Raw genomic sequence first — 24,740 nt, 5'->3', positions numbered from 1 at the left:
GTCTCGCTCTAGCTCGCCAGATCGTGTAACGGTTCCGGATAACCCGCCTGCGGCCAACGTTGGCCGCAGGCTGCAGTACACTGCCCCATCACAACACACCTGCCCTATCCAGAGGAGAACGCACATGCAGGCACCGGATACCCCGCTGTGGCAACCCCGCGCGTCGCGCATCGCCGCCAGCCACCTGGCCGCCTTCGGCAAGCTGGCCGCCCTGGCCGACAATAGCGACTACCCGGACTACGCCAGCCTGTGGCAGGCCAGCGTCACCCAGCCCGGCCGCTTCTGGAACCACGTGTGGGACTACTGCGGCGTGGTGGGCGACAAGGGCGGCGTGGCGCTGCAACCGGGCAGCACCATGCGCGAGTCGCGCTTCTTCCCCGAGGCCACGCTGAACTACGCCGAGAACATGCTGGTGCGCCGCGACGACACGCTGGCGGTGGTGTTCTGGGGCGAGGACCAGGTCAAGCGCGAGCTGAGCTGGTGGGAGCTGAACGACCTGGTATCGCGGCTGCAGCAGGCGATGCGCGCGCACGGCATCCAGCCGGGCGACCGCGTGGCCGGCTACATGCCCAATATGCCGGAAACCCTGGCCGCCATGCTGGCCGCCGCCAGCCTGGGCGCGGTGTGGACCAGCTGCTCGCCGGACTTCGGCACCGACGGCGCCATCGACCGCTTCGGCCAGACCGAGCCGCGGCTGCTGTTCTGCCCGGACGGCTACTTCTACAACGGCAAGCGCATCGACATCACCGACAAGCTGCAGGTGATCATGGCCGGCCTGCCGACGGTGGAAAAACTCATCGTGGTGCCCTACACCGGCGACAGCGACGCCCTGGCCGCCAGCCTGCCGCGCGCCGTGACGCTGGACGGCTTCGTGGCCGGCCTGGTGGGCAGCAGCGTGCGCTTCACCCGTGTGGCGTTCAACCACCCGCTGTTCATCCTGTATTCCAGCGGCACCACCGGCAAGCCCAAGTGCATCGTGCACGGCCACGGCGGCACCCTGCTGCAGCACCTGAAGGAACACCAGCTGCACGCCGACATCCACAACGGCGACCGGCTGTTCTACTTCACCACCTGCGGCTGGATGATGTGGAACTGGCTGGTATCCGGCCTGGCCAGCGGCGCCACGCTGATGCTGTTCGACGGCTCGCCGTTTGCCAAGGGCGGCCGCATCCTGTGGGAATACGCCCAGGCCTACCGCTGCAGCCACTTCGGCACCTCGGCCAAATACATCGACGGCCTGAAGAAGATCGACCTGCAGCCGGGCCGCGACTACGACCTGAGCTGCCTGCGCGCGGTGTTCTCCACCGGCTCGCCGCTGGTGGCGGAAAGCTTCGACTGGGTGTACCAGGCGATCAAGGCCGACCTCAACCTGGCCTCCATCTCCGGCGGCACCGATATCGTGTCCTGCTTCGCGCTGGGCTGCGCCACGCTGCCGGTATACCGCGGCGAGCTGCAATGCCGCGGCCTGGGCATGGCGGTGGAAATCTGGAACGACGCCGGCAAGCCGGTGCGCGGCGAGAAGGGCGAGCTGGTATGCACCCAGCCCTTCCCGTCGATGCCGGTGGGCTTCTGGGGCGACACCAGCGGCGAGAAGTACCGCAAGGCCTATTTCGAGCGCTACCCCGCCACCTGGTGCCACGGCGACTACGCCGAGCTTACCGAACACGACGGCATGGTCATCTACGGCCGTTCCGACGCGGTGCTGAACCCGGGCGGCGTGCGCATCGGCACCGCCGAGATCTACCGCCAGGTGGAAACCTTCGACGCGGTGCTGGAAAGCATCGTGGTAGGCCAGCGCTGGCTGGACGACGAGCGCGTGGTGCTGTTCGTGAAGCTGCGCGACGGCAGCGAACTGGACGCAGAGCTGGTGGCGCGCATCAAGGACAAGATCAAGAACGGCGCCAGCCCGCGCCACGTGCCGGCCAAGATCATCGCCGTGGCCGATATTCCCAAGACCATCAGCGGCAAGATCGTGGAACTGGCAGTAAAGAACGTGATCCACAACGAGCCGGTGAACAACCTCACCGCGCTGGCCAACCCGGACGCGCTGCAGCTATACGCCAACCTGCCGGAGCTGCAGTTCTAAGCGTCGCTCACGATCTGATACCGCGTTAACACCGGCTGTGGAATGCGCATTTACCCTGTGTAAACGCCGCTTCCCCAGCCGGTTTTGCCTTGTCTCACCCTGGCCCGCCAGATCGTGAACAGGCGCTGAGCCATCTCCAGCCACGGCAATGACGCCGCCCCGCCCGGCACCGCAGCGTGCTTGAGCCGGGGTGGCCGTTCCGCTATACCGGAGCTTATGAGGCGCCGGACAGGCGTCGCCGCCCTGCGAACATCACTCATGCGATTACGTCCCCTTGCGGCCCTGGTGCTTGCCTGCAGCCTGCCCACCCTCGCCCAGCCGGAAGTCCGGCTGGCGTCCGACGACTGGTGCCCTTTCATCTGCGCCAGCAGCCAGCAGCTGGTCGGCGGCTACCTGGTCGATGCCAGCCGCGAAATTCTGGAGAACGCCGGCTACCGGCAGGTGCCGGTGTTCCTGCCGCTGAACCGCGCCATGTTGATGACGGAACAGGGCGCCATCCACGGCGTGTTTGCCCCCTCGCTGGATAAGCGGCTGAAAACCAGCCAGCCCCTGGCCACCTCCCGCGCCTGCTTCTACACCCTGGCGGACAACAACTGGCAGTACCGCTCCAGGGATTCGCTGAAAGACATCTCCCTGAGCGTGATCGATAGCTACGGCTACGATGGCGGCAGTTTTGACCAGTTTCTGGCCGAGGCCAGGATGCACCCGCGTGCGGGCATCCAGTTCCGCACCGGGGACAAGGCCGGCGAATCCAGCGTGCGGATGCTGCTGGCAAGACGCCTGCCGGTGGTGCTGGAACACGAAGCGGTGATGAGCTACCTGCTCAAGGCCATCGGCCCGGACTCCGGCAAGCGGGTACGCAATGCCGGCTGCCTGGACAACGCCCTGCCGCTGGTGATCGGCATCGGCAAGAGCATCCCCGACGCCGATACGCTGCTGAATGTCATCAATAGCGGCATCGCCCGTTTGCACAAGAGTGGCCGGCAGCGCCAGCTGATGCAGCAATACGGCCTGCTGCCCTGAGCCCGCCTGCTAGACGGTGATCACCCGGTTGCGCCCCTGCGACTTGGCCTGGTACAGCGCGTTGTCCACCCGCTTGATCAGGCTTTCCACCGTTTCGTCGCCGTGGTGCTGCGCCACGCCGATGCTGACTGTGACCTGGGGCAGCCCGGGCTGCTGCAGCTGCTCTACCGTGGTACGCAGGTTTTCCGCCACCAGCTCCGCGCTTTCCAGCCGCGTGTGCGGCAGCAGGATCACGAACTCCTCGCCGCCCCAGCGGTAGACGGAATCGGTTCCGCGCACCCGTGCCTCGAAGGTTCTGGCCAGTTGCACCAGCACTTCGTCGCCGCAGAAATGCCCGTGACGGTCATTGATGTCCTTGAAGTGGTCGGCATCCAGCAGCAGCAGGCTGTAATCCTGATCGAGCAGGCGCTTTTGCAGCCGCGCGTGCTCCAGCTGCCGCAACAGGTGGCGGCGGTTCCACAGCCCGGTCAGCGGGTCGCGCAGCGCGGCCTGCTCCAGCTCGGTTTTCAGGCGCTGCTGCTCGGTGATGTCGTGGATCACGCACAGCATCAGCCGCCTGCCGTTCAGCACGATGGGGCCGGCATAGGTCTGCACATCGCGCAGGCTGCCATCCGCCAGCCGGTGCACGAAATTCAGCGGCTTGTGGCCGCCGGGCAGCTTGGCCACCTCGTGCATCACCGGCAGCACATCACGCCCCAGCGAGTTGATCTCCCAGGTGTGCTTGCAGCTGAATTCCTCGCGACTGTAGCCGTAGAAGCGGCGTGCCGATTCGTTGGCATCGACGATGCGCCCGTCGTTGGCCGGGTCGATCAGCAGCATGGGGGCGGTATTGGTGCCGAACAGGATGTCGTGGAAGTTGCGCTCCATTTGTGGCGCGGCGGCATCCGCCACGGTCGCCGGCGCGGACATCACGCCTTCCACCAGCACGGCATCCGGCTGCCCTTCCCGGCTCAGCGCCGACAGTCGGCACGACAGCGGCGCCGGTGCGCCCTGCTGCTGCACTGTCCAGATTTCCACCACCTGCTCGCGGGCCAGTACCTGGGGCGTGTAGGCCGCCAACTGGTCGTGGGTGCGGGCAGAAAGCCGGCCATGGCGCATCTCGGCAATGCTCGACTCGCCGGACAGGGCCTGCGCCGCGCGGTTGGCAAACAGCGTCTCCTCGACGTCCGGCTGGACTATCCATACTGGTGTGCCAAGCGCATGCAGTATTTCGAACGACGTCATGGAAGTCGGGCCGGGCGGCCCCCGCTGGGAAAGGTTTACATTTGACATACTAATTGCCGCCCACGCGCTATTCAATAAATGCCGCCGTAATTCGCCCGCCCGGCCAGGCTCGCCGCAGCACGTTGGCCGCATATTGCAATTAAGCTTGTCGTCACTTATTTTGTGTTTCCCAGCTCGTTCCCACCGGCAATCGGCAGGTAAACACAGATGCTCGACGATCGCTTGACGTACACCGAGGCCGGAGAGCTGGTCACCAGCCTGGGCACCAGCGGCTTTCCCGGCAGCATGTGGTCCTGGCTACGGCGCAGTATCGACCCGGACTGTTACCACTCGGTGGCACTGCGCTACCGCCGCGCTGCCGGCAGCCGGCATATCGAAAACGTCGACGTGATTTTCCATGCCGGCAACCTCGACCCGGCCACCACCCGACTGGCGCTGGAGCTGTATGCCGACAAGGGGGAATGGAAGTCCGACTCGCTGCGGCCGCATATCGAACGCGTCATCGAGCCGCAGCTGGTCAACATCACCAGCCTGCCGCTGGCATCCAGCGAATACACCCAGCTGATCGACAAGGCCATGCTGGGCGAATCGTGCACGCTGCTGGGCTGCGATCCTTTCCATGTCTACGAGTTCAGCATCTTCCGCCACCGCCATGCCTGCCGCTATTCGCTGGCGGAATTGAGCCGCCTGCGCCGCATGTGCGACTTCCTGATGCCGATGCTGATCCAGCACAGCCGCCTGGCCGCGCCGGCTTCCGCCCAGGCCGCCGCGCCGATCCAGCAGAAGTTCGAGCGCAAGCTGATCAGCCACGCCATTGCGCTATCCAAGCGCGAGCGCGACGTGTGCATCGCCATCCTGCAGAACCAGTCCATTGCCGACATCGCCAGCCACATGGCGCTGGGCCAGTGCAGCATCCGCACCTACCTGAACCGCGCGCTGGAAAAAATCGGCGTCTGCGGCAAGAGCGCGCTGTTTGCCTGGAGCGTGGCCGACAACTAGCGCCGCGCATGCGGCCAACCTTTGCCGCCGTGCCGTCTGGCACGCGAAATCCCCCGCCATCCCCACCCTGCCCGCCACGCGTCTTGTCATCAGAATGAGGACAGACACCGCCTGATGGCGGCTCTTAGTATTTCTCCACCCCGGCCAGCGCGCGCACCACGGCGCCTGCCGGCAATACATAACAGCAAGAAGGATGGAGAGATCATGACTGCAAGCGCAGACACCATTTACCTGAACGGTGCCATCTTCGTTGGCGACCGCCACCGCAGCTTTGCCGATGCCATGGCCATTGGCGGCGGCAAGGTGCTGGCCATCGGCAGCCCGTCGCAGGTCATGCCGCACCGGGCAAAGCACACCGAGGTCGTCGACCTGGCCGGCAAGCTGCTGCTGCCGGGCTTCATCGACGGCCACGTGCACCCGCTGGAAGGCCACCAGATCGTGGGCGAGTTCGATGCCTCCGGCCTGCACACGGCGGATGCCATCCTGGCGCGGGTGGCCGAATGCGCCCGCGCGCAGCCGGACGAGCAGTGGGTGTACCTGGGCGGCGCCAACCTGTCGCTGTTCGGCGCCTACCCCACGCGCGACATGCTGGACCGCATCGAATCGCAGCGCCCGCTACTGCTGGTGGGCCACGACGTGCACAGCGGCTGCCTGAACAGCAAGGGGCTGGCGCTGGCCGGCATCAGCGCCGCCACGCCGGACCCGAGCGGCGGCGTGATCGAGCGCGACGCTACCGGCGAGCCGAGCGGCGTCATCCACGAAGCCGCCTTCTACCGCGTGTGCGCGCTGATTCCGCAACTCAGCCCGGTCGGCTACCCGCAATCGCTGCAGCGTGCACACGAGATGGCGCACCGGCTGGGCATTACCGGCTGGTTCGATGCCCGCGTGGACGAGCCGGTGCTGAAGGCCTACTCCGCCGCCCGCAAGGCCGGCACGCTGAAGACCTATGTCAGCCTGGGCTTGCTGGCCACGCCCCGGCACGATGCGGCGGCACAGGTGGCGCGCTTCGTCGACTGGCGCGGCCAGCATCAGCACGACAATCTGCGCGTCAACACGGTGAAGATCTTCATCGACGGCGTGACCGAATCGAAAACCGCCGCCCTGCTGCAGCCGTATGAAGGCAGCAACGATTGCGGCCTGGCGCTGTGGGAACAGGATGCGCTGAACGAGATTGCCTGCCTGGCGGATGCCGCCGGTTTCGATCTGCACTTCCACACCCTGGCCGACCGTGCGGTGCGCATGGCGCTGGATGCGCTGGAATACGTGCAGCAGCAGAACGGCAAGCGCGACCGCCGCGCCCAGCTGGCCCACCTGCAGCTGGTAGACCCGGCCGACATGCCGCGCTTTGCGCCGCTGGGCGCCATTGCCAGCATGCAGGCGCTGTGGTGCGCCGCCACCCCGGCGCTGCAGCAGCTGTACCGCGAACTGCTGGGCGACGAGCGCAACGCGCGCAACTACCCGTTTCGCAGCCTGCGCAATGCCGGCGCCATGCTGGCCGGCGGCTCGGACTGGTGCGTATCCACCATGAACCCGCTGCCCATCATCCAGACCGGGGTAAGCCATGTACCGGTCGAACATCCGGACAATGCACCGTGGAACCCGGACGAGCGCCTGGACCTGCTGACCATGGTGGAAGCCCACACCATCAACGCCGCCTACGCGCTGCGCCTGGACGACTGCACCGGCTCGCTGGAAGCCGGCAAGGACGCCAGCTTCGCCATTCTCGATCGCAACATTTTTGCCGGCGCCATCCAGGACATCCACCGGGCCCGCGTCACGGAAACCTTCTTCCGCGGCGAGCGCACCTTCGCTGCCGCCAGCGCCAACTGAAGCCAAGCTCAAGGAGAACACCATGAAAGCCACCAGCAAAACCCTGGCCCTTGCCACGGCATGCGCGCTGTCTTCCCTCGCCGCCCACGCCGAGCCGGGCTATGTGAACGTCTACAACTGGGGCAACAGCATCGCCAAGGACACCAATGCCAACTTCAGCAAGGCTACCGGCATCAAGGTCCGCTACTCGGAGTTCGACAGCAACGACACCCTGCAGGCCAAGCTGCTGGCCGGCAACTCCGGCTACGACGTGGTGGTGCCGTCCGATGCCTACTTCAGCCGCCAGATCCAGTCCGGGCTGTTCCGCAAGCTCGACAAGAGCAAGATTCCCAACATCGCCAAACTCGACCCGCACCTGATGAGCATTCTGGCCGGCGCCGACCCCGGCAACCTGTACGGCATTCCGCTGAACTGGGGCACCGACGGCATCGGCATCAACGAGCAGAAAGTGCAGGCGGCACTGGGCAAGAACGCGCCGCTGGATTCCTGGGATCTGCTGTTCAAGCCGGAGTACGTATCCAAACTGAGCAAGTGCGGCGTCAGCGTGCTGGATTCGCCGCTGGACGCCTTCGGCACCGCACTGTTCTACCTGAAGAAGAACCCGATGAGCAGCAATCCGGCCGACTACCAGCAGGCGTTCGAACTGCTCAAGAAAATCCGCCCCTACATCACCCAGTTCAACTCCAGCACCTATATCAACGACCTGGCCGGTGGCGATGTCTGTATGGCCTTCGGCTGGTCGGGAGATGTCAACACCGCGCGCCTCTCTGCACTGGCCGCCAAAAAGCCCTACAGCATCAAGTACCTCATCCCGAAGGAAGGCACGGCCATCTGGTTCGATGTGATGGCGGTACCCAAAAACGCTCCCAACCCGGATGCGGCGATGAAGTGGATCAACCATGCCATCTCCGAGAAGGAAGCGGCCGCGCTGAGTAACGAAACCTTCTACCCCAGCGCGGTGCCCGCCGCCCGGAAGCTGCTGCAGCCGGAGGTGCTTGCCGACACCGCGGTGTACCCGGATGCCGCCATCCTCAACCGCACCTTCTCGGTGAAGTCGCTGCCGGTGGAGATCATGCACCTGGAAACCCGGCTGTGGCAGCAGCTGAAAACCCTGAAATGAGCCAACGCTGGCGCTGACAGCGAAGCGCCAGCGCCAGGTCACCCTGCCTGCCGGCCGCCACTGCCGGCAGCGCTCCCCCACTCCCCGTCTGTTGCGGCAGCTGCCGCCGCGCGCAGAACTTGCTACGCTTGGCCTGGTCGCCGTATCACGGCGGCCGGCAATGTGATCGGCAACGGAAAGGGAGTAGCGGCACCATGGAGCGTCCCGGCTTCAACGAAGACACCTACCAGGCGGTACTGCGCTATCACCAGGCGTGGAAGAGCCGCAAGCTGGACGCCATTCTCGCGCTGTACCACCCGGACATCGCCTACCACGACCACCTGCAGAACCGGGTTTTCCGCCACGACGGGCTGCGCGATTACGTGCAGGCATCGCTGCCGGCCAGCCCAGGCGACCGCCTGGAGCACTGCGACCGCATCCGCGTGGATGGCGATACCGCCTTCATCCAGTACCAGCTGTCGCTGGACGACGGCCGCGTACTGTTCCACAGCAGCGAAGCCATCCGGGTGAAGGACGGCCTGGTATGGCGCATCGACGAGTACGCCACCCTGCAGCGCGCCGCCACCGCCGCAGGCGGGACGGCCGGCCGCAGCCCACTGCAGCGGCTGGGGCTGTCGGCGCGGCAGCTGGGCAGGTTGGCCGCAGAGCTGCACAACTACTTCCAGCAGCAGCGCCCCTACCTGGACCCGGCGTGCACGCTGCAGACCGTGGCCGCCGCCACCGGCTACAGCCGCAACCAGCTTTCCTACCTGCTCAACCAGGTGCTGGGCAGCAGCTTCTACCAGTACGTCAACGCGGCACGGGTGCGCCACCTGCTGGCAGAGCTGCCCCGCCAGCCGCTGCCGCTGCGGGTGGACGAGCTGGCCTTTGCCGCCGGCTTCAACTCGCTGTCGTCGTTCTACCGCGCCTTCCGTGACGAAACCGGCATGACCCCCAGCGCCTATCTGCGCCAGATTCCCTGCGTGCCCGCCGGGACGACAACGCCCCCGGCCGACGGTTAAGGTCCAGCCAGCAACCTAAGGGGAGAACCGCATGCCGCAATCGAGTGACATCAGCCTGTGGATGGACCAACTGCCGCCGCAACAACGGCAGCCGGGGCCGCCGCTGTCCGGCGACAGCCGTGCCGACGTGGTCATTGTCGGCGCCGGCTATACCGGGCTGTGGACCGCCTACTATCTGAAGCAACTGGCGCCGGAGCTGGACATTGCCATCGTCGAGGCCGAGCTGGCCGGCTATGGCGCCTCCGGCCGCAACGGCGGCTGGGTGATCGGCGAGCTGTCCGGCGAGGAGCGCCTGCTTGCCGGGCTGGACGACGCCGCCCGCGATGCCTGCCTGGCCATCCTGCGCGACATCCCCGACGAGGTTGGCCGCATCGTGGCCCGCGAGTCGCTGGACTGCGACTTCCGCAAGGGCGGCGTGCTGTACTGCGCCGCGCGCTACCCGGAACAGGAGGCGCGGCTGCGGCGACAGCTGGCGCACTGGCACCAGCACGGCCACGGCGAGGCGGACTTCCGCTGGCTGGAGGTGGCCGAGCTGAACCGCCAGCTGCGCATTGCCCGCCCGTTCGGCGCGGTGTTCTCGCCGCATGTTGCCACCGTGCAGCCGGCGCGGCTGGTGCGCGAACTGGCCCGCTGCGTAACGCAGCTTGGCGTGCGCCTGTACGAACAGACACCGGCCACCGCCATCCGCCCGCATGAGGTGAGCACCCGCCACGGCACCCTGCGCGCTGACTGGGTGGTGCCGGCGGTGGAGGCCTACTCGCGGACGCTACCCGGCATCCGCGGCCACCAGATTCCGGTGCAGAGCATGATCATCGCCACCGAACCGCTGCCGCAGACGCTGTGGGACGAAATCGGCCTGGAGCACGGCCAGGCGTTCAGCGAATTCAGCCGCCTGGTGAGCTACGGCCAGCGCACGCGGGACAACCGGCTGGTATTCGGCGCGCGCGGCGGTTACCGCTTCGGCGGCAAGATCCGCCGCCAGTTCGCGCTGACGCCGGCGGAAGTCGCCATGCGCCGCAATATGATGCTGGAGCTGTTCCCGATGCTGGACAAGGTGGCGATCACCCATGGCTGGGGCGGCAACCTGGGCGTGGCGCGCGGCTTCCAGCCGCGGATCGTCGTCGATGGCGACAACAAGATGGTGTTTGCCGGCGGCTACGGTGGCGAAGGCGTGGGTGCCAGCAACCTGGCAGGGCGCAGCCTCGCCGCGCTGATTACCGGCACGCAACCGCAGCTGCGGCAGATTCCCTGGTTCACCACCCCGGCGCAGGTGCGCCACTGGGAACCGGAGCCGCTACGCTGGCTGGGTTACAACGGCATCATCCGCAGTTTCGACTGGGAAGACCGGGTGCTGAACCAGCACACGGCCGCCGCCGGCTGGCGGCGTGCGCTGGCGCAGAGGTTGGCCGCATGCATGGAAGGGTTGATGCAGTAAATCACTCCGTACCCGGCTGCTCTGCCAGCAGCCGGGTACGCACGAAATCGATATGCCCGCGCAGGTCGTACAGCAGGTCGCCAAATGCCGCCGGCACCACGATGCGGCTGACGGCGGCATCGATATGCGCCAGCCGGTGCAGCAGTTCCTGGCACTTGGCCGGCTCGCCGCGGTGGCTCACCGCCTCGCGCTCGATGTCGAACAGCACGCGGTACCAGCGGTTGATGCCGGACTGGATGCGCCAGCGGTACAGCACCGGCACCACCCGCAGCGCCGGAATCAGCAACAACGCCAGCGGCAGGATCACCGCCAGACCCCGCGCCACCAGCCCGGCCAGCCAGAACGGGAAGGTACGGTACAGGAAGCTTTTGCCGGAGGCGTAGTAGCGCTGGGCATCAGGGCTGGTGTGGATTTCATGGCTGGCCAGCGCAGGGAATTCGCCGGCCTTCTTGAAGATGCCCGCCTTGCCGTGCACCTCGCGCGCGGCGTCCAGCAGCAGGTCGGACAGCGCCGGGTGCAGCCCGTCGCGCGCCACCAGCTCCACCGCGGGCGCCACCAGGTTGATGGTTTCCGCCGGAATATCCTTGCCGAAGTCGAGCACGCCGCGCGGCATCTCCAGCTTGTTGAGGTAGCTGAGGCGGCGCGCGTAGCCGTCGGCCTGGGCAAAGCTGAACAGGTGGATGTCCGGATTGTGCAGCAGCTCGCGCAGATGGTCGGTGGAGGTGGAGTCACCCATCACGAACAGCGCATCGATACGCCCGGCCAGCAGCGCCTTCACCGCGTCGCCGTGCAGCGACGACAGCAGCGTGGTGTCGCCACCCGGCGCGATGCCGTTGAGCTTGAGCAGCGCCAGTGCCAGGGTGCGGGTGCCGCTGCCCTCCTCGCCGATGTCCAGCCGCTGGCCCTTGAAGTCGGACAGCAACGCCCTTGGCGCGCCGCGGTAGAACACCAGCAGCGGCTGGTAGGAAATGCTGCCCAGCGACATCAGCCGGCTGGTGTCGGCATTGCCGCTCTCGCCGGTGAGCACGAAGCCGACATCCACCTTCTGCCGCGCATCGAGCAGCAGGCGCAGATTGTCCTGCGCACCGGCCGAGGGCAGCACCTTCACCGTGACGCCTTCACGCGCCAACAGCTGGCGATAGCGTTCGGCGTTGCGCTGGAAGCTGCTGCCCGGCGGCCCGCTGGCGATGGTCAGCGTGGTGGGCGCGGCCACATTGCTCAACAGCAGCGACAGCACGGCGATGGCAATGCCCAGCAGCAGCACGATCGACATGGTCAACACCAGCCCGCGGCCGAACAGAGCCGTCAGGCGGTTGCCCAGGCGGGCGAAAAAGGCGTTCAGCGACATGGCAGCTTCCGGTTTGGCGGCACGCCCCGCGGGCGGGGGCGCTGCCGCAATCTATCACTCAGGCATTACAGCAGCGAGCGCTGCGGCCAACCTTGGGCATGACATCAAGACCTGGCGTGGCAGGCGTTCAGCCCTGCTTCTGCAGCAGCACGAACTGCTCGTTCTTGTCGCGGCCGCGGCTGCCCTGCCAGCGCACATCCCAGCCGGCCGGCAGCTTGCGCTCGCGCGGGTCGCGCACCAGCAGCCACAGACGGCAGGGCATGCTCTGCCCCGGCACGAAGGCACGCAGCTGCAGGCCGGCAAAGTAGCGCCAGCTGACGCGCGCCAGTCTTTCCGGCGCTTCCACCGCCACGCACTGGTCGCCCGTCGGCATGGAGCGCATCATGTTGGCCACCACCGGCTGGTAGCTCTTGGCGGCATCCAGGAACGGCAGCCACAGCGTAAGCAGCAGCCCCCAGAACAGGGTAAGCCCGGCGGCCCAGTTGGTTACCGCCTGGCGGCCACGCAGGTGGCGCCGCGTCACCGCCCACAACCACAGTACGGTGGCCACCAGCGCCAGCGCCACCGCCAGGCCGGACACCTGCGGCGTGTAGTAGGGGCTGAAGTATTCCGCCCGCCGCGCCAGCCGCTCCGGCCAGCCGAAATTCATTGCCGCCCAGCCCGCCCACACCAGCAGCGCAAAGAAGCCGAACGCCATCAGGCCGAACCAGTTGAGGAAGGACGCCGCGCCACGGCGCAGGCTGTCCAGCTCCACCGCGCCCAGCAGCGACAGCGGCAGCAGCAGCACTATCGCGTCCTCGCTCTGGCTGCGGCTGGAGAAGGTCAGCAGCAGCAGCACCACGGCGAAGCACAGCAGCGGCAGCTGCAGCATGGGAAGTTCGTAGCGGCGGTTCTTCCACAGCGCCCATGCGGCCAACGGCCACGCTGGCCAGGCGTACCACAGCACCAGTTTGGGGTAGTAGCCGAACTCGTGGAACAGGCCCAGCCGCCCGAAGCCCTGCAGCGGCCCCAGCGCATAGTGCTGCCACCACAAGTCGAAAACCTGCGGGTAGTTCTTGTGCAGCGCCAGCGGCCACACCAGCAGCAGCGGCAGCGCGAACAGCAGCGCCATGCTCAGGGTGATGGCGTAGTTCTTGTTGCGCCAGGAGGTGAACGCCGGCAGTGTCAGCGCCACGCTGATGATCAGCAGCAGCTGCAACAGGTTGGTACTGAGAAACACCATCACCAGCGCCGCGCCCAGCAGCGCACCGGCCATGGCCGGCGCCCGGCGCGTCAGCACCATGGCGTACAGCGCGCCGGCGAAACCGGCGAAGCCGGCCACCACCGGCGTCATCTCGTGGCCGGTGACGATCAGCCCCAGGCTGCCGATCAGGATCAGCACCACGCTGCGGCCATGGCGGCGGCCGATCAGCTCGCGGCCGATACCGCCGGCAAAGGTCAGCGCCAGCCCCATGAACAGCGGTGTGGCCAGCCGGGCGGCATCGTGCAGCGGCAGCAGCCACGGCGACAGCAGCTTGGCCAGCATCGCCGCCAGCCAGTAGTACAGCGGCGCGTATTCGACATAGGGCTGGCCGGCCACGGTAGGCAGCATCCAGTGGCCGCCGGCCACGAACTGCTGTACCACGTCGGTAACGTAAGGCTCGTTCGGCTTCCACGGCGTGTGGCCGATGATGCCCGGCCACAGCCATACAAAAGCCAGCAATAGCAGCAGCCACGGTTTTTCGGTGGCCACCGGCAGGCGGCTGGAATGATTGGGGCTATAAGTCAGCATGTGACAGGCGGATAAGGGTTAGCGGGTAGTGATGGCAAGCCACGCGCATGGTGCCGCGACTCGGTGCCGCAGGCAATAAAAAAGGCAGCCAAAGCTGCCTTCAGGCTGCGGGCCAAGCGCTCTGTTCAGATTCTACCGGACCCGGCAATGCCGGGCCGCTTCTGCAGCAGGATAGACCGGTTTACACAACAAAGCCCTTGCGTGTTGCGCAAGGGCTTTGTCATTAACAGCAAAGGCAGCCCGGGCTGCCTTTGCTCAGCATCCTGCAAGCTCTGCTTAGCGCTTGAAGAAGTTGCCGAACTTCTGGTTGAAGCGATCAACGCGACCAGCAGTGTCAACGATCTTCTGCTTACCGGTGTAGAACGGGTGGCACTGGGAGCAAACTTCGATATGGAAGCTGTCTTTGCTCATGGTGGACTTGGTTACGAACTGGTTACCGCAGGAGCAGGTAACCTGAACTTCTTTGTAGTTCGGCTGGATAGCGGCTTGCATGATTTTTCCTTGTAAACACGGGTGCAGGGGTTTTGCCTGCACTTCTTGGGACCAAACATTATCCCGGCATTAGCCGGGTTTGACAAGGGCAAGCTGTCAAATCGGCAGCTTGCCCTGTTTGCAGTCAACTCAAGGGGCTCAGGCGCGGCGCCAGGTGGTGCCGGCGGCGCTGTCCTCCAGCACGATGCCGGCCGCGGTCAGCTCGTCGCGGATGCGGTCGGACTCGGCCCAGTTCTTGGCAGTACGCGCATCCTTGCGTGCCTGGATCAGCGCTTCCACCTGTTCGGCACTCAGGCCGTCGCCGCCGGCCTCGCCCTGCAGGAAGGCTTCCGGGTCGCGCTGCAGCAGGCCGAGCACGCCGCCCAGGTCCTTCAGCAGGCGCGCCTGCGCCAGGTCACGGCTCTTGTTCACTTCGCCGGCCAGGTCGAACAGCACCGCCACCGCTTCCGAGGTGCCGAAGTCGTCGTCCATCGCCGCCTTGAAGCGCGCCGCGTACGGGTTGCTCCAGTCGATGCCGGTGGCCGCCGGCAGCGCCAGGCCGCGCAGTGCGGTGTACAGCCGGGTCAGGCCCTGCTTGGCGTCATTGAGAATGCCGTCGGTAAAGTTCACCGGGCTGCGGTAGTGGCTGCGCACGATGAAGAAGCGGATCACTTCGCCATCGAAATGGCCCAGCACGTCGCGGATGGTGAAGAAGTTGCCCAGGCTCTTGGACATTTTCTCGCCATCGACATTGATGAAGCCGTTGTGCATCCAGTAGTTCACGTACTGCTGCTCGTTGGCGCCTTCGCTCTGGGCAATCTCGTTCTCGTGGTGCGGGAACTGCAGATCTTCGCCGCCGCCGTGAATGTCGAAATGCTCGCCCAGGTGATGACAGCTCATCGCCGAGCACTCGATATGCCAGCCCGGACGGCCGGCACCCCACGGGCTTTGCCACTGCGGTTCGCCCGGCTTGGCGGCCTTCCACAGCACGAAGTCGTGCGCGTCGCGCTTGTTCGGGTCCACCTCGATGCGCTCGCCGGCGCGCAACGCATCCAGCGTCTTGCCGGACAGCTTGCCGTAGCCGGGGAACTCGCGCACCGCGTAGTACACGTCACCGTTGGCCGCAGGGTAAGCCTTGCCACGGGCGATCAGCTTGCTGATGATGTCCTGCATGCCGCCGATGTGCTGGGTGGCGCGCGGCTCGAAAGTGGGCAGCAGCAGGCCCAGCGCGCCGGTGTCGGCGTGCATGTCGGCGATGGTTTCTTCCACCAGCGCTTCCGGGCTGATGCCGCGCTCGGCGGAGCGCTTGATGATCTTGTCATCGATATCGGTGATATTGCGCACGTAGGTCACGTCGTAGCCGGAGGCAGTGAACCAGCGGTAGATCACGTCGAAGGCTGTCAGCATGCGTGCATGGCCGATGTGACAGAGGTCGTAAACGGTCATGCCACACACGTACATCTTTACCTTGCCGGGTGCTATGGGTTTGAATACTTCTTTTTGGCGGGTCAGTGTGTTGTAGAGATTGAGCATGGCAGGGTTCTGGCCGTTCGTGGTCGACAAAGCGCCATTGTAGCAAACCCGTCAAGCCCGCCACAGCCGGCAACGGAACAGTTTGCGCCGGCGGCACTCAATGCAGCTTGCCGCCGGCGAACAATAAGGAGAAATGATGGATTGGAATCACGAGCTGCTGGGCAGTGTCTTCTGGCTGGGCAAGGCGATGGCGATCACGCTGCCGTCCTCTGTGCTGGCGCTGTGGCTGGTGGTGCGCTTCACCACCTGGGGGCGGCAGTTCTGGCGCCTGGCCGGCGAATTCTTCCTGCCGGCCAAGAGCGGCTGGCGGCCCATTCTGGTCATTCTGCTGATCCTGCTGATCACCCTTACCGGCGTGCGCATCAACGTACTGTTCTCCAACTGGTACAACGGCATGTACACCGCCTTGCAGAAGTGGGACGAAAAGGCGTTCTGGCTGTCGATGCTGGTGTTCACCATACTGGCCACCGCGCACGTGGCCCGCGCGCTGTTTTCCTACTTCATCCAGCAGACTTTCCTGATCCGCTGGCGGGAATGGCTGAACGAAAGCCTGCTGCAGCGCTGGCTGAACCAGCAGGCCTACTATCGCAGCTCGCACCTGGCCAACCCCAGCGATAACCCGGATCAGCGTATCCAGCAGGACGTTGCCAGCTTCGTGTCCAATTCGCTGGCGCTATCCATGGGCGTGATCGACGCGCTGGTGTCCACCTTCGAGTTCACTATGATCCTGTGGGGGCTGTCCGGGGTGCTCAACCTGTTCGGCGTGGAAATCCCGCGCGCCATGGTGTTCATCGCCTACATCTACGTGATCGTGGCCACCGTGCTGGCGTTCCATATCAGCCGCCCGCTGATCCGCTTGAACTTCCTTAACGAAAAACTGAACGCCGACTACCGTTACGCGCTGATCCGCATGCGCGAATACGGCGAGAGCGTGGCGTTCTACCGCGGCGAAGAAGTGGAAGGCCACACCCTGCGCCACCGCTTCGTCAACGTGATCGACAATATGTGGGCCATCGTGTACCGAACGCTGAAATTCAGCGGTTTCAACCTGGTGGTCAGCCAGACCGCGGTGGTGTTCCCGTTCCTGATCCAGGCCAAGCGCTTCTTTGCCAAGCAGATTTCGCTGGGTGACATGGTGCAGACCGCGCAGGCTTTCGGCCAGCTGCAGGACAACCTGTCCTTCTTCCGTAACGCCTTCGACAGCTTTGCCGAGTACAAGGCGGTGCTGGATCGTCTTACCGGCTTCCTGGACTCGGTGGAAGCCGCCGCACAGCTGCCGCAGCCCACCCACACCCTGCGCGAGGGCGGGCTGATCCTGCACGACCTGAACGTGCGCCGCCCGGACCAGGAGCCGCTGCTGAGCAAGCTGGATCTGACGCTGGAGCCGGGCCACGCGCTGCTGATCCGCGGCCCGTCCGGCAGCGGCAAGACCACGCTGCTGCGTGCCATCGCCGGCTTGTGGCCGTACTGCGACGGCAAGATGCAGCACCCGGCGCCGGAGCACCTGCTGTTCCTGTCGCAGCGCCCCTACCTGCCGCTGGGCACGCTGCGCGATGCGCTGTACTACCCCAAGCCGGCCGCACAGGACGATGCCGCCGCTGTGGCCGCGCTGAAGGCGGTACACCTGGGCCAACTGGCCAGCAAGCTGGATGTGGAGGCCGACTGGAGCCACACCCTGTCGCTGGGCGAACAGCAGCGGCTGGCGTTTGGCCGCCTGCTGTTGGCCGCACCGCACGTCGCCTTCCTGGACGAAGCCACCTCGGCGATGGACGAAGGGCTGGAGGATGCGCTGTACCGGCTGCTGCGCCAGCGGCTGCCACACACTACCCTGGTCAGCGTTGGCCACCGCAGCTCGCTGCTGGTGCACCACGATCTGCAGCTGCAGCTGCACGGCGCCGGCAACTGGCAATTGCAGGCCAGCTGATCGCCAGCTGCCGCGGCCGTTCTCTCTTGGGAGCGGCCGCCTTGCCTGCCTGATCCGACCTGCCTGATACGGAAGCAGACACCATGCACCGCAACGCCCATCTCGATATCCACCTGGAAGTAGCCGCCGCGCTGGCCGCCGGCCAGCCGGTGGTGGCGCTGGAATCCACCATCATCTCGCACGGCATGCCCTACCCGCAGAACGTGGACACCGCACTGCGCGTGGAAGCCGAGGTGCGCGCCCACGGCGCGGTGCCGGCCACCATCGCCATCATCGATGGCCGGCTGAAGGCCGGCCTCAGCCACGCCGAGATCGAGCACCTGGGCAAGGTTGGCCGCACAGTGGCAAAAGTCAGCCGCCGCGACCTACCCTTCATCGTGGCGGGCAAACGCACCGGCGCCACCACCGTGGCCTCCACCATGATCATCGCCGCCATGGCCGGCATCCGCGTGTTCGCCACCGGCGGCATCGGCGGCGTGCACCGTGGCGCGGAAAGCAGCTTCGACATCTCTGCCGACCTGCAGGAGCTGGCACAGACGCCGGTGGCGGTGGTATGCGCCGGCGCCAAGTCCATCCTCGACCTGGGGCTGACGCTGGAATACCTGGAAACCCACGGCGTGCCGGTCATCGGCTACCGCACCGCGCGCCTGCCGGCGTTCTTTACCCGCGACAGCGAGTTCAACGTCGATTACCGGCTGGACGAAGCCACCGATATCGCTGCGGTCATGCAGGCCAAGTGGCAGCTGGGCCTCAAGGGCGGCCTGGTGATCGCCAACCCGATTCCCGAGCAGTACGCGATGCCGCGCGACCAGATCGACGCCGCCATCGCACAGGCGCTGCAGGAGGCCGCCGCGCAGCAAATCGGCGGCAAGGAATCCACCCCCTTCCTGCTGGCGCGCGTGTGCGAGCTGACCGGTGGCGACAGCCTTGCGGCCAACATCCAGCTGGTGCTGAACAACGCCAGGCTGGCCGCAGCCATCGCCGGCGCCTACTGCCGCATGGCGTAAGCCCGCCTGGTCAGGCATGCCTGGCGGTTGGCAGCACATTGGCAATCCGGTAGCATCCGGTGTTCGCATTCAGTTGAAACAGAATGAATGCCAGCCAGTTATACCCCGCGCATTGCCAAGGCAACTGGCAATCGCCAATTGGCTGCCCCTATAGTGAACCACTTGCCTTGCAAAGCCGGGAGACAGCAGGCTCATGAACGTAGCTATCGGTTACGCCCTTTCGCTGGTGTGCATCTTCGGTGCCTACATCCTTCACGAAGGCAATATGATGGTGATCCTCCACGCATTGCCTACCGAACTGCTGGCCATTTTCGGCGGTTCGCTGGGGGCTTTCGTGGTGACCAACCAGGGCAAGACCCTCAAGGCGGTGAAATCCGCCCTACCCACGCTGTTCAAGGGTTCGCGCTATAGCAAAGAGCGCTATATGGACCTGCTGGGCATGCTGTTCGAGATCCTGGTCAAGATCCGCAAGGAAGGCCTGATGTCGGTGGAAAAGGACGTGGACGACCCGCACAGCAGCCCGGTGTTCTCCAAGTACGAGAAGATTTCCAGCGACCACCACATCATGGACTTCATCACCGACTACCTGCGCATCATGGTATCCGGCAACCTCAACGCGATGGAAATCGAGAACCTGATGGACATCGAGATCGAGACCCACCACCACGAGGGCCATGCCCCGGCGGCGGCGCTGTCCCGCCTGGGCGATGCGCTGCCGGCCTTCGGTATCGTGGCCGCGGTACTGGGCGTGGTGAACACCATGGGTTCGGTGGGCCAGCCGCCGGCGGTGCTGGGCGGCATGATCGGCTCGGCGCTGGTGGGTACCTTCCTGGGTATTCTGCTGGCCTACGCCTTCGTCGGCCCGCTGGGCCCGCTGCTGGAACAGAAACTGGACGAAAGCACCAAGGAATTCCAGTGCATCAAGACCGTGCTGCTGGCCAGCATGCAGGGTTACGCTCCGCAGACCGCGGTGGAATTCGGCCGCAAGGTGCTGTACTCCACCGAGCGCCCGGGCTTTGCCGAACTGGAAGAAAGCATCAAGGGCAAGAAGTAAGCCGCCACAATATTGCCGCCACAAGGCGCCCCATGAGGGCGCCTTTGCTTTTGTCGGCCGCTACATTGACAGCCTGCGCCACGCCCCATTTAATGGGTTCCCCTTTTCGCCCGGAGCATATATGACTCCCCTGCTTGCCAGCTGGCAGCCGCGCCTGGCTGCCCTTGCCCACCGGCACGCCGGCGACGACGGCGCCCACGACCTCAACCACCTGCAGCGCGTGTGGCGTACCGCGCAGCAGCTGCTCGCGCACTACCCGCAAGCCGACGCGCTGGTGGTGATGGCCGCCTGCTACCTGCACGACCTGGTCAACCTGCCGAAGAACCACCCCGAGCGCCAGCTGGCCTCGCGCCGGGCGGCGGTACTGGCCAGCCGCGAGCTGGCCGCGCAGGGCTTCCCCGCCGACAAGCTGGCCGCCACCGCGCACGCCATCGAGGCGCACAGCTTTTCCGCCAACATCGCACCGCAGACGCTGGAAGCGCAGATCGTGCAGGATGCCGACCGCCTGGACGCGCTGGGCGCAGTGGGGTTGGCACGGCTGTTCTACACCGCCGGGCGCATGAACAGCCAGCTCGCCCACCCGCACGACGCCCTGGGCGCCAACCGCGCACTGGACGACCGCGAATACGCGCTCGACCACATCGCCGTCAAACTCGCTACCCTGCCCGCCAGCATGCAGACCAACGCCGGCAGAGCGCTGGGCGAGGCGCGTCTGGCCTGGCTGTACCGCTTCCGCGACGACTTCATCGCGGAATGGGGAGATTAGCGGCCGCTTGCGGCCAACCCTGGCCGCCACGGCGCACAAGCCACACAGAGGGCAGCCGCGGCGGTGTTCAGACACACAACACCTGACAGAGCAATATGGACATCCAGACCCTGATCGACAGCATCGCGCATGATGTCGCCCCCTACCTCGCCCAGGCGCAGCCGGCGGACTACATCCCGGCACTGGCGATGGAAAGCCCGCAACAGTTCGCCATGGCGGTGGCCACGCTGGATGGCGGCCTGTACGCCACCGGCCTCGCCGACAAGCGCTTTTCCATCCAGAGCATCTCCAAGGCCTTCATGCTGGCGCACACGCTGCAAAGCCACGGCGAGGCGCTGTGGCAGCGCGTGGGCAAGGAGCCGTCCGGCAACCCGTTCAACTCGCTGGTACAGCTGGAATACGAGCACGGCATTCCGCGCAACCCGTTCATCAATGCCGGCGCGCTGGTGGTTACCGACATTGCCATCGGCGAATTTGGCGACAGCAGCAGTGCGCTGCGCAGCCTGCTGCGCGAGGAGGCCGGCGAGCCGGCCATCGACTTCGACTACGTGATTGCCGCCTCCGAAGCCGAGCACGGCCACCGCAATGCCGCGCTGGGCCACTTCATGAAAAGCTGTAACAACATCAGCGGCGGCGTCGATCAGCTGCTGGCGCACTACTTCCGCGCCTGCAGCATTCGCATGAACGTGCGCGAACTGGCGCGCGCCGGCCTGTTCCTGGCCAACCACGGCGCCTCGCCGGTAAGCGGCCGGCAGCGCCTGAGCCGCAGCCAGGCCAAGCAGATCAACGCCATCATGCTCACCTGTGGCACTTACGACGCCGCCGGCGAGTTCGCCTACCGCGTCGGCCTGCCGTGCAAGAGCGGCGTGGGCGGCGGCATCCTCGCCATCCTGCCCGGCAAGATGAGTATCGCCGTGTGGAGCCCGGGGCTGGACGCGCGCGGCAACTCGCTGGCCGGGCTGGAGGCGCTGGATCGCTTCACCACCCGCAGCGGCGAGTCGGTGTTCTAGGCACTGCGCCAGGCCTCAAGGTTGGCCGCATGCGGCCAACCCTGGAGCCAAATACAAAAAAGCCTGCATCACGCGATGCAGGCTTTTTGTTTGACCGGGCAGGAAATGACGATCAGTCGTCCAGTACCGCGGAGGTGTACACCTCCTGCACGTCGTCCAGATCTTCCAGTGCGTCCAGCAGCTTCTGCATGCGCACGGCGTCGTCGCCGGTCAGTTCGGTTTCATTCTGCGGGCGCATGGTTACTTCGCCGCCTTCGGCCTTGAAGCCGGCCTTTTCCAGCGCCGCCTTGATCAGCGGGAACTCGTACGGCGGGGTAAGTACTTCCAGCGAGCCGTCATCGTTGGTAACCACGTCGTCGGCACCGGCTTCCAGCGCCGCTTCCATCAGCGCGTCCTCGTCCACACCCGGTGCGAACAGCAGCGAGCCGCAGTGGGTGAACTGGAACGCCACGCAGCCGTCGGTGCCCATATTGCCGCCGTACTTGGAGAAGGCATGGCGCACGTCGGCCACGGTACGGGTCTTGTTGTCGGTCAGACAATCCACCATCACCGCCGCGCCGCCGATGCCGTAGCCCTCGTAGCGGCATTCCAGGTAGTCCACGCCTTCCAGGGTGCCGGCGCCGCGGTCGATGGCGCGCTGGACGTTGTCCTTGGGCATGTTGGCATCCCAGGCCTTGTCCACTGCCAGACGCAGGCGCGGGTTGGTGTCGATGTCCGCGCCGCCCATCTTGGCGGCAACGGTGATTTCCTTGATCAGGCGGGTAAAGATCTTGCCGCGCTTGGCGTCGGCGCGTTCTTTCTTGTGCTTAATGTTCGCCCATTTGCTGTGGCCAGCCATAAAAGCCTCGGTATATCTGTGGTTTGCAGCCTGCCGGGCGGCAAGCCAGAAATAAATGACGCGACATTCTAGCAAAAAGCTAGGGCGCCTTCAGCAGCGTGGCAACAAAGTCGAACGCTTCGCGGTAAAGCTGGCTGATTGCCGGCTCCAGCAGCGGCAGACTCAGGTACATCGCGATGAAGCCGATGATCAGCGTCAGCGGAAAACCAAAGGAGAAAATATTGAACTGCGGCGCCGCCCGCGTCATCACGCCGATGGCCAGGTTGACCACCAGCAGGCAGCCCACCACCGGCAGCGACAGCCACACTCCCCAGGCAAACAGTTTGCCGCCCCAGATTGCCACCTCGCGCAGGCTGGACGGCGGCAGCGTGGTGCCAATGGGAAAGCTCTGGAAGCTGTCGGCCAGGGCGGACAGCAGTACCTGGTGACCGTCAAAACTCAAGAACACCAGGGTGGCAAAGATGGACAGCACCCGCGACACCGCCGGCACCTGTGCCGAATGCTGCGGGTCGAAGAACATGGCAAAGCCCAGGCCCATCTGGGTGCCCATCAGGAAGCCAGCCATTTCCACCCCGGTAAGCACGATGCGCATCGCGCTACCGATGATGATGCCGATCAGCAGCTGCTGCACCACCAGCAGCGTGCCCGGCGCCGACAACACCGGAATGGCCGGCAACGGCGGCAGGATGGGCGCCAGCAGCAGGGTGAGCAGCAACGCGAAGCCGGCCTTGAAGCGGCGCGGAATGCTGCGCGAGGACAGCAGCGGGTCGGCCAGCATCAGGCCGACAATACGTGCGAACGGCCACAGGAAGTAGGCCAGAAATGCGCTGATCTGGGTATCGCTGAACGTCAGCATGCGTTGGCAGCGGTCAGCCGATGACGCTGGGGATGCTCTGGAACAGCCGCGTCATGTAGTCCAGCAGGGTAGTCAGCATCCACGGCCCGGCCAGCACCAGTACCAGGAACATGGCCAGCAGCTTGGGGATGAAGGTCAGCGTCATTTCGTTGATCTGGGTGGCCGCCTGCAGGATGCTCACCAGCAGGCCCACCAGCAACGATGCGGCCAACGGTGGCGCAGCCACCAGGATCAGCACGTACAGTGCGTTCTGCACCAGGTTGATGACGGTTTCCGGCGTCATGTCGTTTCCTTCAATGCGTGCCGAAGCTCTGCACCAGCGAGCCCATCAGCAAGGTCCAGCCATCCACCAGCACGAACAGCATCATCTTGAACGGCAGCGAGATCATCACCGGAGACACCATCATCATGCCCATCGCCATCAGAATGCTGGCCACCACCAGGTCGATGATCAGGAAGGGGATGAAGATCATGAAGCCGATCTGGAACGCGGTTTTCAGCTCGCTGATCGCAAACGCCGGCACCAGGGTCTTCAACGACACATCGGCCTTGGTGGCCGGCGGCGGCGACTTGGAAATCTCGATGAAGAACGCCAGATCCTTCTCGCGCGTCTGCGTCAGCATGAAGGCCTTCATCGGCTTGGCGGCTTCATCCGCCGCCTGCTGGAAGGATATCTTGTCCTCGGACAGCGGCACCCAGGCCTTGGTGTACACCTCGTCCAGCGTCGGCGCCATCACGAACACGGTCAGGAACAGCGCCAGTCCTATCATCACCTGGTTGGGTGGCGACTGCACGGTACCCAGCGCCTGGCGCAGCAGCGACAGCACGATGATGATGCGGGTGAACGCCGTCATCATCAGCACCATGGCCGGGATGAAGCTCAGGCCGGTCATCAGCAGCAGCATCTGCAGGCTGAGCGAATAGTTCTGCCCGCCCCCCGCTGCCGGGGTACTGGTCATCATCGGCAGGCCAGCAGCCCACACCGCGGCCGGCAATAGCGACAGCAGCAGGCCGAAACTCAACTTCCATTTCATTTGTCGCCGTCCCCCTGGCGCTTGCGGGCCTTGTCCATGGCCGTGGCCAGCCACTGCGCGAACGGCGGGTTGGCCGCAGGCTGGCCGGCATCGCTGCCTTCCGGTTTGGGCATGGTTTTCAGCAGGTTGACGTTGCGCGAGGTCACCCCCAGCACCAGCCACTCCTCGGCCAGCTCCACGATCACCACCCGCTCGTGCGGGCCGACCATCACCCCGCTGACCACCCGCGCCGGCTGGATGCGGCCCAGCATGGCGCCCATGGAAAAGCGGCGGAAGAACCAGGCAATGCCGACAATGGCAGCCAGTACCAGCAGCAGGCCGAAGATGACCTGCAACATGCCCCATAACGGCGACGGCCCCTCTGCGGGAGGGGCCGCGAACGCGGGCGCAGCAAGCAGCAAACAGAACAG

22 protein-coding genes are annotated in these 24,740 nt (G+C 65.5%); 12 read left to right on the top strand and 10 right to left on the bottom strand.

Going from position 1 to position 24,740, the window contains the following annotated elements:
- Nucleotides 1–124: 124 nt before the first annotated feature.
- A complete protein-coding gene (locus PSELUDRAFT_RS11710; RefSeq protein WP_088967016.1) occupies nt 125–2,086 on the top strand; it encodes an acetoacetate--CoA ligase in 1,962 nt (653 codons plus the stop codon).
- Between the two features lie 258 nt (nt 2,087–2,344).
- Nucleotides 2,345–3,109 carry an ABC transporter substrate-binding protein gene (locus tag PSELUDRAFT_RS11705; RefSeq protein WP_157725101.1) on the top strand — a complete coding sequence of 255 codons (765 nt, stop codon included), beginning with the start codon at nt 2,345–2,347 and terminating at the stop codon, nt 3,107–3,109.
- Nucleotides 3,110–3,118: 9 nt separating this feature from the next.
- Here the strand turns inward: PSELUDRAFT_RS11705 and PSELUDRAFT_RS11700 are convergent, their stop codons facing one another.
- A complete protein-coding gene (locus PSELUDRAFT_RS11700; RefSeq protein WP_088967014.1) occupies nt 3,119–4,333 on the bottom strand; it encodes a diguanylate cyclase in 1,215 nt (404 codons plus the stop codon).
- A gap of 207 nt (nt 4,334–4,540) precedes the next feature.
- Here PSELUDRAFT_RS11700 and PSELUDRAFT_RS11695 point away from each other — a divergent pair, with 207 nt between their 5' ends.
- From PSELUDRAFT_RS11695 to PSELUDRAFT_RS11675, 5 genes are all read left to right on the top strand, one after another.
- Entirely contained in the window at nt 4,541–5,332 is a 792-nt protein-coding gene (locus PSELUDRAFT_RS11695) for a LuxR C-terminal-related transcriptional regulator (RefSeq protein ID WP_088967013.1), read from the top strand.
- A 204-nt stretch (nt 5,333–5,536) separates the two neighbouring features.
- Nucleotides 5,537–7,162: an amidohydrolase gene (locus PSELUDRAFT_RS11690; RefSeq protein ID WP_088967012.1), complete on the top strand. Its 1,626-nt coding sequence runs from the start codon at nt 5,537–5,539 to the stop codon at nt 7,160–7,162.
- Between the two features lie 22 nt (nt 7,163–7,184).
- Nucleotides 7,185–8,282, top strand: coding sequence for a polyamine ABC transporter substrate-binding protein (locus tag PSELUDRAFT_RS11685; RefSeq protein ID WP_088967011.1), 1,098 nt, complete (start codon nt 7,185–7,187; stop codon nt 8,280–8,282).
- Between the two features lie 194 nt (nt 8,283–8,476).
- Complete coding sequence (locus PSELUDRAFT_RS11680; protein WP_088967010.1) at nt 8,477–9,283, top strand: nuclear transport factor 2 family protein; 807 nt, start codon at nt 8,477–8,479, stop codon at nt 9,281–9,283.
- A gap of 31 nt (nt 9,284–9,314) precedes the next feature.
- A complete protein-coding gene (locus PSELUDRAFT_RS11675) occupies nt 9,315–10,718 on the top strand; it encodes an FAD-binding oxidoreductase (protein WP_088967009.1) in 1,404 nt (467 codons plus the stop codon).
- A gap of 1 nt (nt 10,719) precedes the next feature.
- Here PSELUDRAFT_RS11675 and PSELUDRAFT_RS11670 read toward each other — a convergent pair whose 3' ends face one another.
- From PSELUDRAFT_RS11670 to cysS, 4 genes are all read right to left on the bottom strand, one after another.
- Nucleotides 10,720–12,066: a TAXI family TRAP transporter solute-binding subunit gene (locus PSELUDRAFT_RS11670; RefSeq protein ID WP_088967008.1), complete on the bottom strand. Its 1,347-nt coding sequence runs from the start codon at nt 12,064–12,066 to the stop codon at nt 10,720–10,722.
- A gap of 127 nt (nt 12,067–12,193) precedes the next feature.
- The gene (locus PSELUDRAFT_RS11665) at nt 12,194–13,837 is read right to left on the bottom strand and encodes a glycosyltransferase family 39 protein (RefSeq protein WP_088967007.1); all 1,644 of its coding nucleotides are present in this window, start codon (nt 13,835–13,837) and stop codon (nt 12,194–12,196) included.
- A gap of 276 nt (nt 13,838–14,113) precedes the next feature.
- Nucleotides 14,114–14,329, bottom strand: a complete 216-nt coding sequence (gene rpmE / locus PSELUDRAFT_RS11660) for a 50S ribosomal protein L31 (protein ID WP_088967006.1) — start codon at nt 14,327–14,329, stop codon at nt 14,114–14,116.
- A 138-nt stretch (nt 14,330–14,467) separates the two neighbouring features.
- Nucleotides 14,468–15,841, bottom strand: a complete 1,374-nt coding sequence (gene cysS / locus PSELUDRAFT_RS11655; protein ID WP_088967005.1) for a cysteine--tRNA ligase — start codon at nt 15,839–15,841, stop codon at nt 14,468–14,470.
- A 136-nt stretch (nt 15,842–15,977) separates the two neighbouring features.
- On the opposite strand from cysS, the gene PSELUDRAFT_RS11650 reads away from it, so the two are divergent.
- The 5 genes from PSELUDRAFT_RS11650 to PSELUDRAFT_RS11630 all read left to right on the top strand — a co-directional run bounded on the left by PSELUDRAFT_RS11650 (nt 15,978) and on the right by PSELUDRAFT_RS11630 (nt 21,602).
- A complete protein-coding gene (locus PSELUDRAFT_RS11650; RefSeq protein WP_088967004.1) occupies nt 15,978–17,765 on the top strand; it encodes an ABC transporter ATP-binding protein/permease in 1,788 nt (595 codons plus the stop codon).
- An 83-nt stretch (nt 17,766–17,848) separates the two neighbouring features.
- Nucleotides 17,849–18,772 carry a pseudouridine-5'-phosphate glycosidase gene (locus tag PSELUDRAFT_RS11645; protein ID WP_088967003.1) on the top strand — a complete coding sequence of 308 codons (924 nt, stop codon included), beginning with the start codon at nt 17,849–17,851 and terminating at the stop codon, nt 18,770–18,772.
- A 193-nt stretch (nt 18,773–18,965) separates the two neighbouring features.
- The gene (gene motA, locus PSELUDRAFT_RS11640) at nt 18,966–19,826 is read left to right on the top strand and encodes a flagellar motor stator protein MotA (RefSeq protein WP_088967002.1); all 861 of its coding nucleotides are present in this window, start codon (nt 18,966–18,968) and stop codon (nt 19,824–19,826) included.
- Nucleotides 19,827–19,947: 121 nt separating this feature from the next.
- A complete protein-coding gene (locus PSELUDRAFT_RS11635) occupies nt 19,948–20,592 on the top strand; it encodes an HD domain-containing protein (RefSeq protein WP_088967001.1) in 645 nt (214 codons plus the stop codon).
- 95 nt (nt 20,593–20,687) lie between these two features.
- On the top strand, nt 20,688–21,602 hold the full coding sequence (locus PSELUDRAFT_RS11630) for a glutaminase (protein ID WP_088967000.1): 915 nt from the start codon (nt 20,688–20,690) through the stop codon (nt 21,600–21,602).
- A gap of 112 nt (nt 21,603–21,714) precedes the next feature.
- On the opposite strand, the gene PSELUDRAFT_RS11625 is transcribed toward PSELUDRAFT_RS11630, so the two are convergent.
- From PSELUDRAFT_RS11625 to fliO, 5 genes are all read right to left on the bottom strand, one after another.
- Nucleotides 21,715–22,440 (bottom strand): YebC/PmpR family DNA-binding transcriptional regulator, encoded by a 726-nt coding sequence (locus PSELUDRAFT_RS11625; RefSeq protein ID WP_088966999.1) that lies wholly within the window; start codon nt 22,438–22,440, stop codon nt 21,715–21,717.
- A gap of 79 nt (nt 22,441–22,519) precedes the next feature.
- Entirely contained in the window at nt 22,520–23,296 is a 777-nt protein-coding gene (fliR, locus tag PSELUDRAFT_RS11620; protein ID WP_088966998.1) for a flagellar biosynthetic protein FliR, read from the bottom strand.
- A 13-nt stretch (nt 23,297–23,309) separates the two neighbouring features.
- On the bottom strand, nt 23,310–23,579 hold the full coding sequence (gene fliQ, locus PSELUDRAFT_RS11615; protein WP_088966997.1) for a flagellar biosynthesis protein FliQ: 270 nt from the start codon (nt 23,577–23,579) through the stop codon (nt 23,310–23,312).
- Nucleotides 23,580–23,589: 10 nt separating this feature from the next.
- Nucleotides 23,590–24,330 carry a flagellar type III secretion system pore protein FliP gene (fliP, locus tag PSELUDRAFT_RS11610; protein WP_088966996.1) on the bottom strand — a complete coding sequence of 247 codons (741 nt, stop codon included), beginning with the start codon at nt 24,328–24,330 and terminating at the stop codon, nt 23,590–23,592.
- Nucleotides 24,327–24,668, bottom strand: coding sequence for a flagellar biosynthetic protein FliO (fliO, locus tag PSELUDRAFT_RS11605; protein WP_231895206.1), 342 nt, complete (start codon nt 24,666–24,668; stop codon nt 24,327–24,329). The genes fliP and fliO overlap by 4 nt, the downstream gene beginning before the upstream one ends.
- Between the last annotated feature and the right edge of the window lie 72 nt (nt 24,669–24,740).

This window comes from Vogesella sp. LIG4 (assembly GCF_900090205.1).
Classification (GTDB): domain Bacteria; phylum Pseudomonadota; class Gammaproteobacteria; order Burkholderiales; family Chromobacteriaceae; genus Vogesella.
This window is presented reverse-complemented; position numbering and strand designations above follow the sequence as displayed.

Excerpts from the sequence above, each read along its gene's own strand:
- PSELUDRAFT_RS11710 (WP_088967016.1), top strand. The coding sequence starts at position 125 with ATGCAGGCACCGGATACCCCGCTGTGGCAACCCCGCGCGTCGCGCATC.
- PSELUDRAFT_RS11705 (WP_157725101.1), top strand. The coding sequence starts at position 2,345 with ATGCGATTACGTCCCCTTGCGGCCCTGGTGCTTGCCTGCAGCCTGCCC.
- PSELUDRAFT_RS11700 (WP_088967014.1), bottom strand. The coding sequence starts at position 4,333 with ATGACGTCGTTCGAAATACTGCATGCGCTTGGCACACCAGTATGGATA.
- PSELUDRAFT_RS11695 (WP_088967013.1), top strand. The coding sequence starts at position 4,541 with ATGCTCGACGATCGCTTGACGTACACCGAGGCCGGAGAGCTGGTCACC.
- PSELUDRAFT_RS11690 (WP_088967012.1), top strand. The coding sequence starts at position 5,537 with ATGACTGCAAGCGCAGACACCATTTACCTGAACGGTGCCATCTTCGTT.
- PSELUDRAFT_RS11685 (WP_088967011.1), top strand. The coding sequence starts at position 7,185 with ATGAAAGCCACCAGCAAAACCCTGGCCCTTGCCACGGCATGCGCGCTG.
- PSELUDRAFT_RS11680 (WP_088967010.1), top strand. The coding sequence starts at position 8,477 with ATGGAGCGTCCCGGCTTCAACGAAGACACCTACCAGGCGGTACTGCGC.
- PSELUDRAFT_RS11675 (WP_088967009.1), top strand. The coding sequence starts at position 9,315 with ATGCCGCAATCGAGTGACATCAGCCTGTGGATGGACCAACTGCCGCCG.
- PSELUDRAFT_RS11670 (WP_088967008.1), bottom strand. The coding sequence starts at position 12,066 with ATGTCGCTGAACGCCTTTTTCGCCCGCCTGGGCAACCGCCTGACGGCT.
- PSELUDRAFT_RS11665 (WP_088967007.1), bottom strand. The coding sequence starts at position 13,837 with ATGCTGACTTATAGCCCCAATCATTCCAGCCGCCTGCCGGTGGCCACC.
- rpmE (WP_088967006.1), bottom strand. The coding sequence starts at position 14,329 with ATGCAAGCCGCTATCCAGCCGAACTACAAAGAAGTTCAGGTTACCTGC.
- cysS (WP_088967005.1), bottom strand. The coding sequence starts at position 15,841 with ATGCTCAATCTCTACAACACACTGACCCGCCAAAAAGAAGTATTCAAA.
- PSELUDRAFT_RS11650 (WP_088967004.1), top strand. The coding sequence starts at position 15,978 with ATGGATTGGAATCACGAGCTGCTGGGCAGTGTCTTCTGGCTGGGCAAG.
- PSELUDRAFT_RS11645 (WP_088967003.1), top strand. The coding sequence starts at position 17,849 with ATGCACCGCAACGCCCATCTCGATATCCACCTGGAAGTAGCCGCCGCG.
- motA (WP_088967002.1), top strand. The coding sequence starts at position 18,966 with ATGAACGTAGCTATCGGTTACGCCCTTTCGCTGGTGTGCATCTTCGGT.
- PSELUDRAFT_RS11635 (WP_088967001.1), top strand. The coding sequence starts at position 19,948 with ATGACTCCCCTGCTTGCCAGCTGGCAGCCGCGCCTGGCTGCCCTTGCC.
- PSELUDRAFT_RS11630 (WP_088967000.1), top strand. The coding sequence starts at position 20,688 with ATGGACATCCAGACCCTGATCGACAGCATCGCGCATGATGTCGCCCCC.
- PSELUDRAFT_RS11625 (WP_088966999.1), bottom strand. The coding sequence starts at position 22,440 with ATGGCTGGCCACAGCAAATGGGCGAACATTAAGCACAAGAAAGAACGC.
- fliR (WP_088966998.1), bottom strand. The coding sequence starts at position 23,296 with ATGCTGACGTTCAGCGATACCCAGATCAGCGCATTTCTGGCCTACTTC.
- fliQ (WP_088966997.1), bottom strand. The coding sequence starts at position 23,579 with ATGACGCCGGAAACCGTCATCAACCTGGTGCAGAACGCACTGTACGTG.
- fliP (WP_088966996.1), bottom strand. The coding sequence starts at position 24,330 with ATGAAATGGAAGTTGAGTTTCGGCCTGCTGCTGTCGCTATTGCCGGCC.
- fliO (WP_231895206.1), bottom strand. The coding sequence starts at position 24,668 with ATGTTGCAGGTCATCTTCGGCCTGCTGCTGGTACTGGCTGCCATTGTC.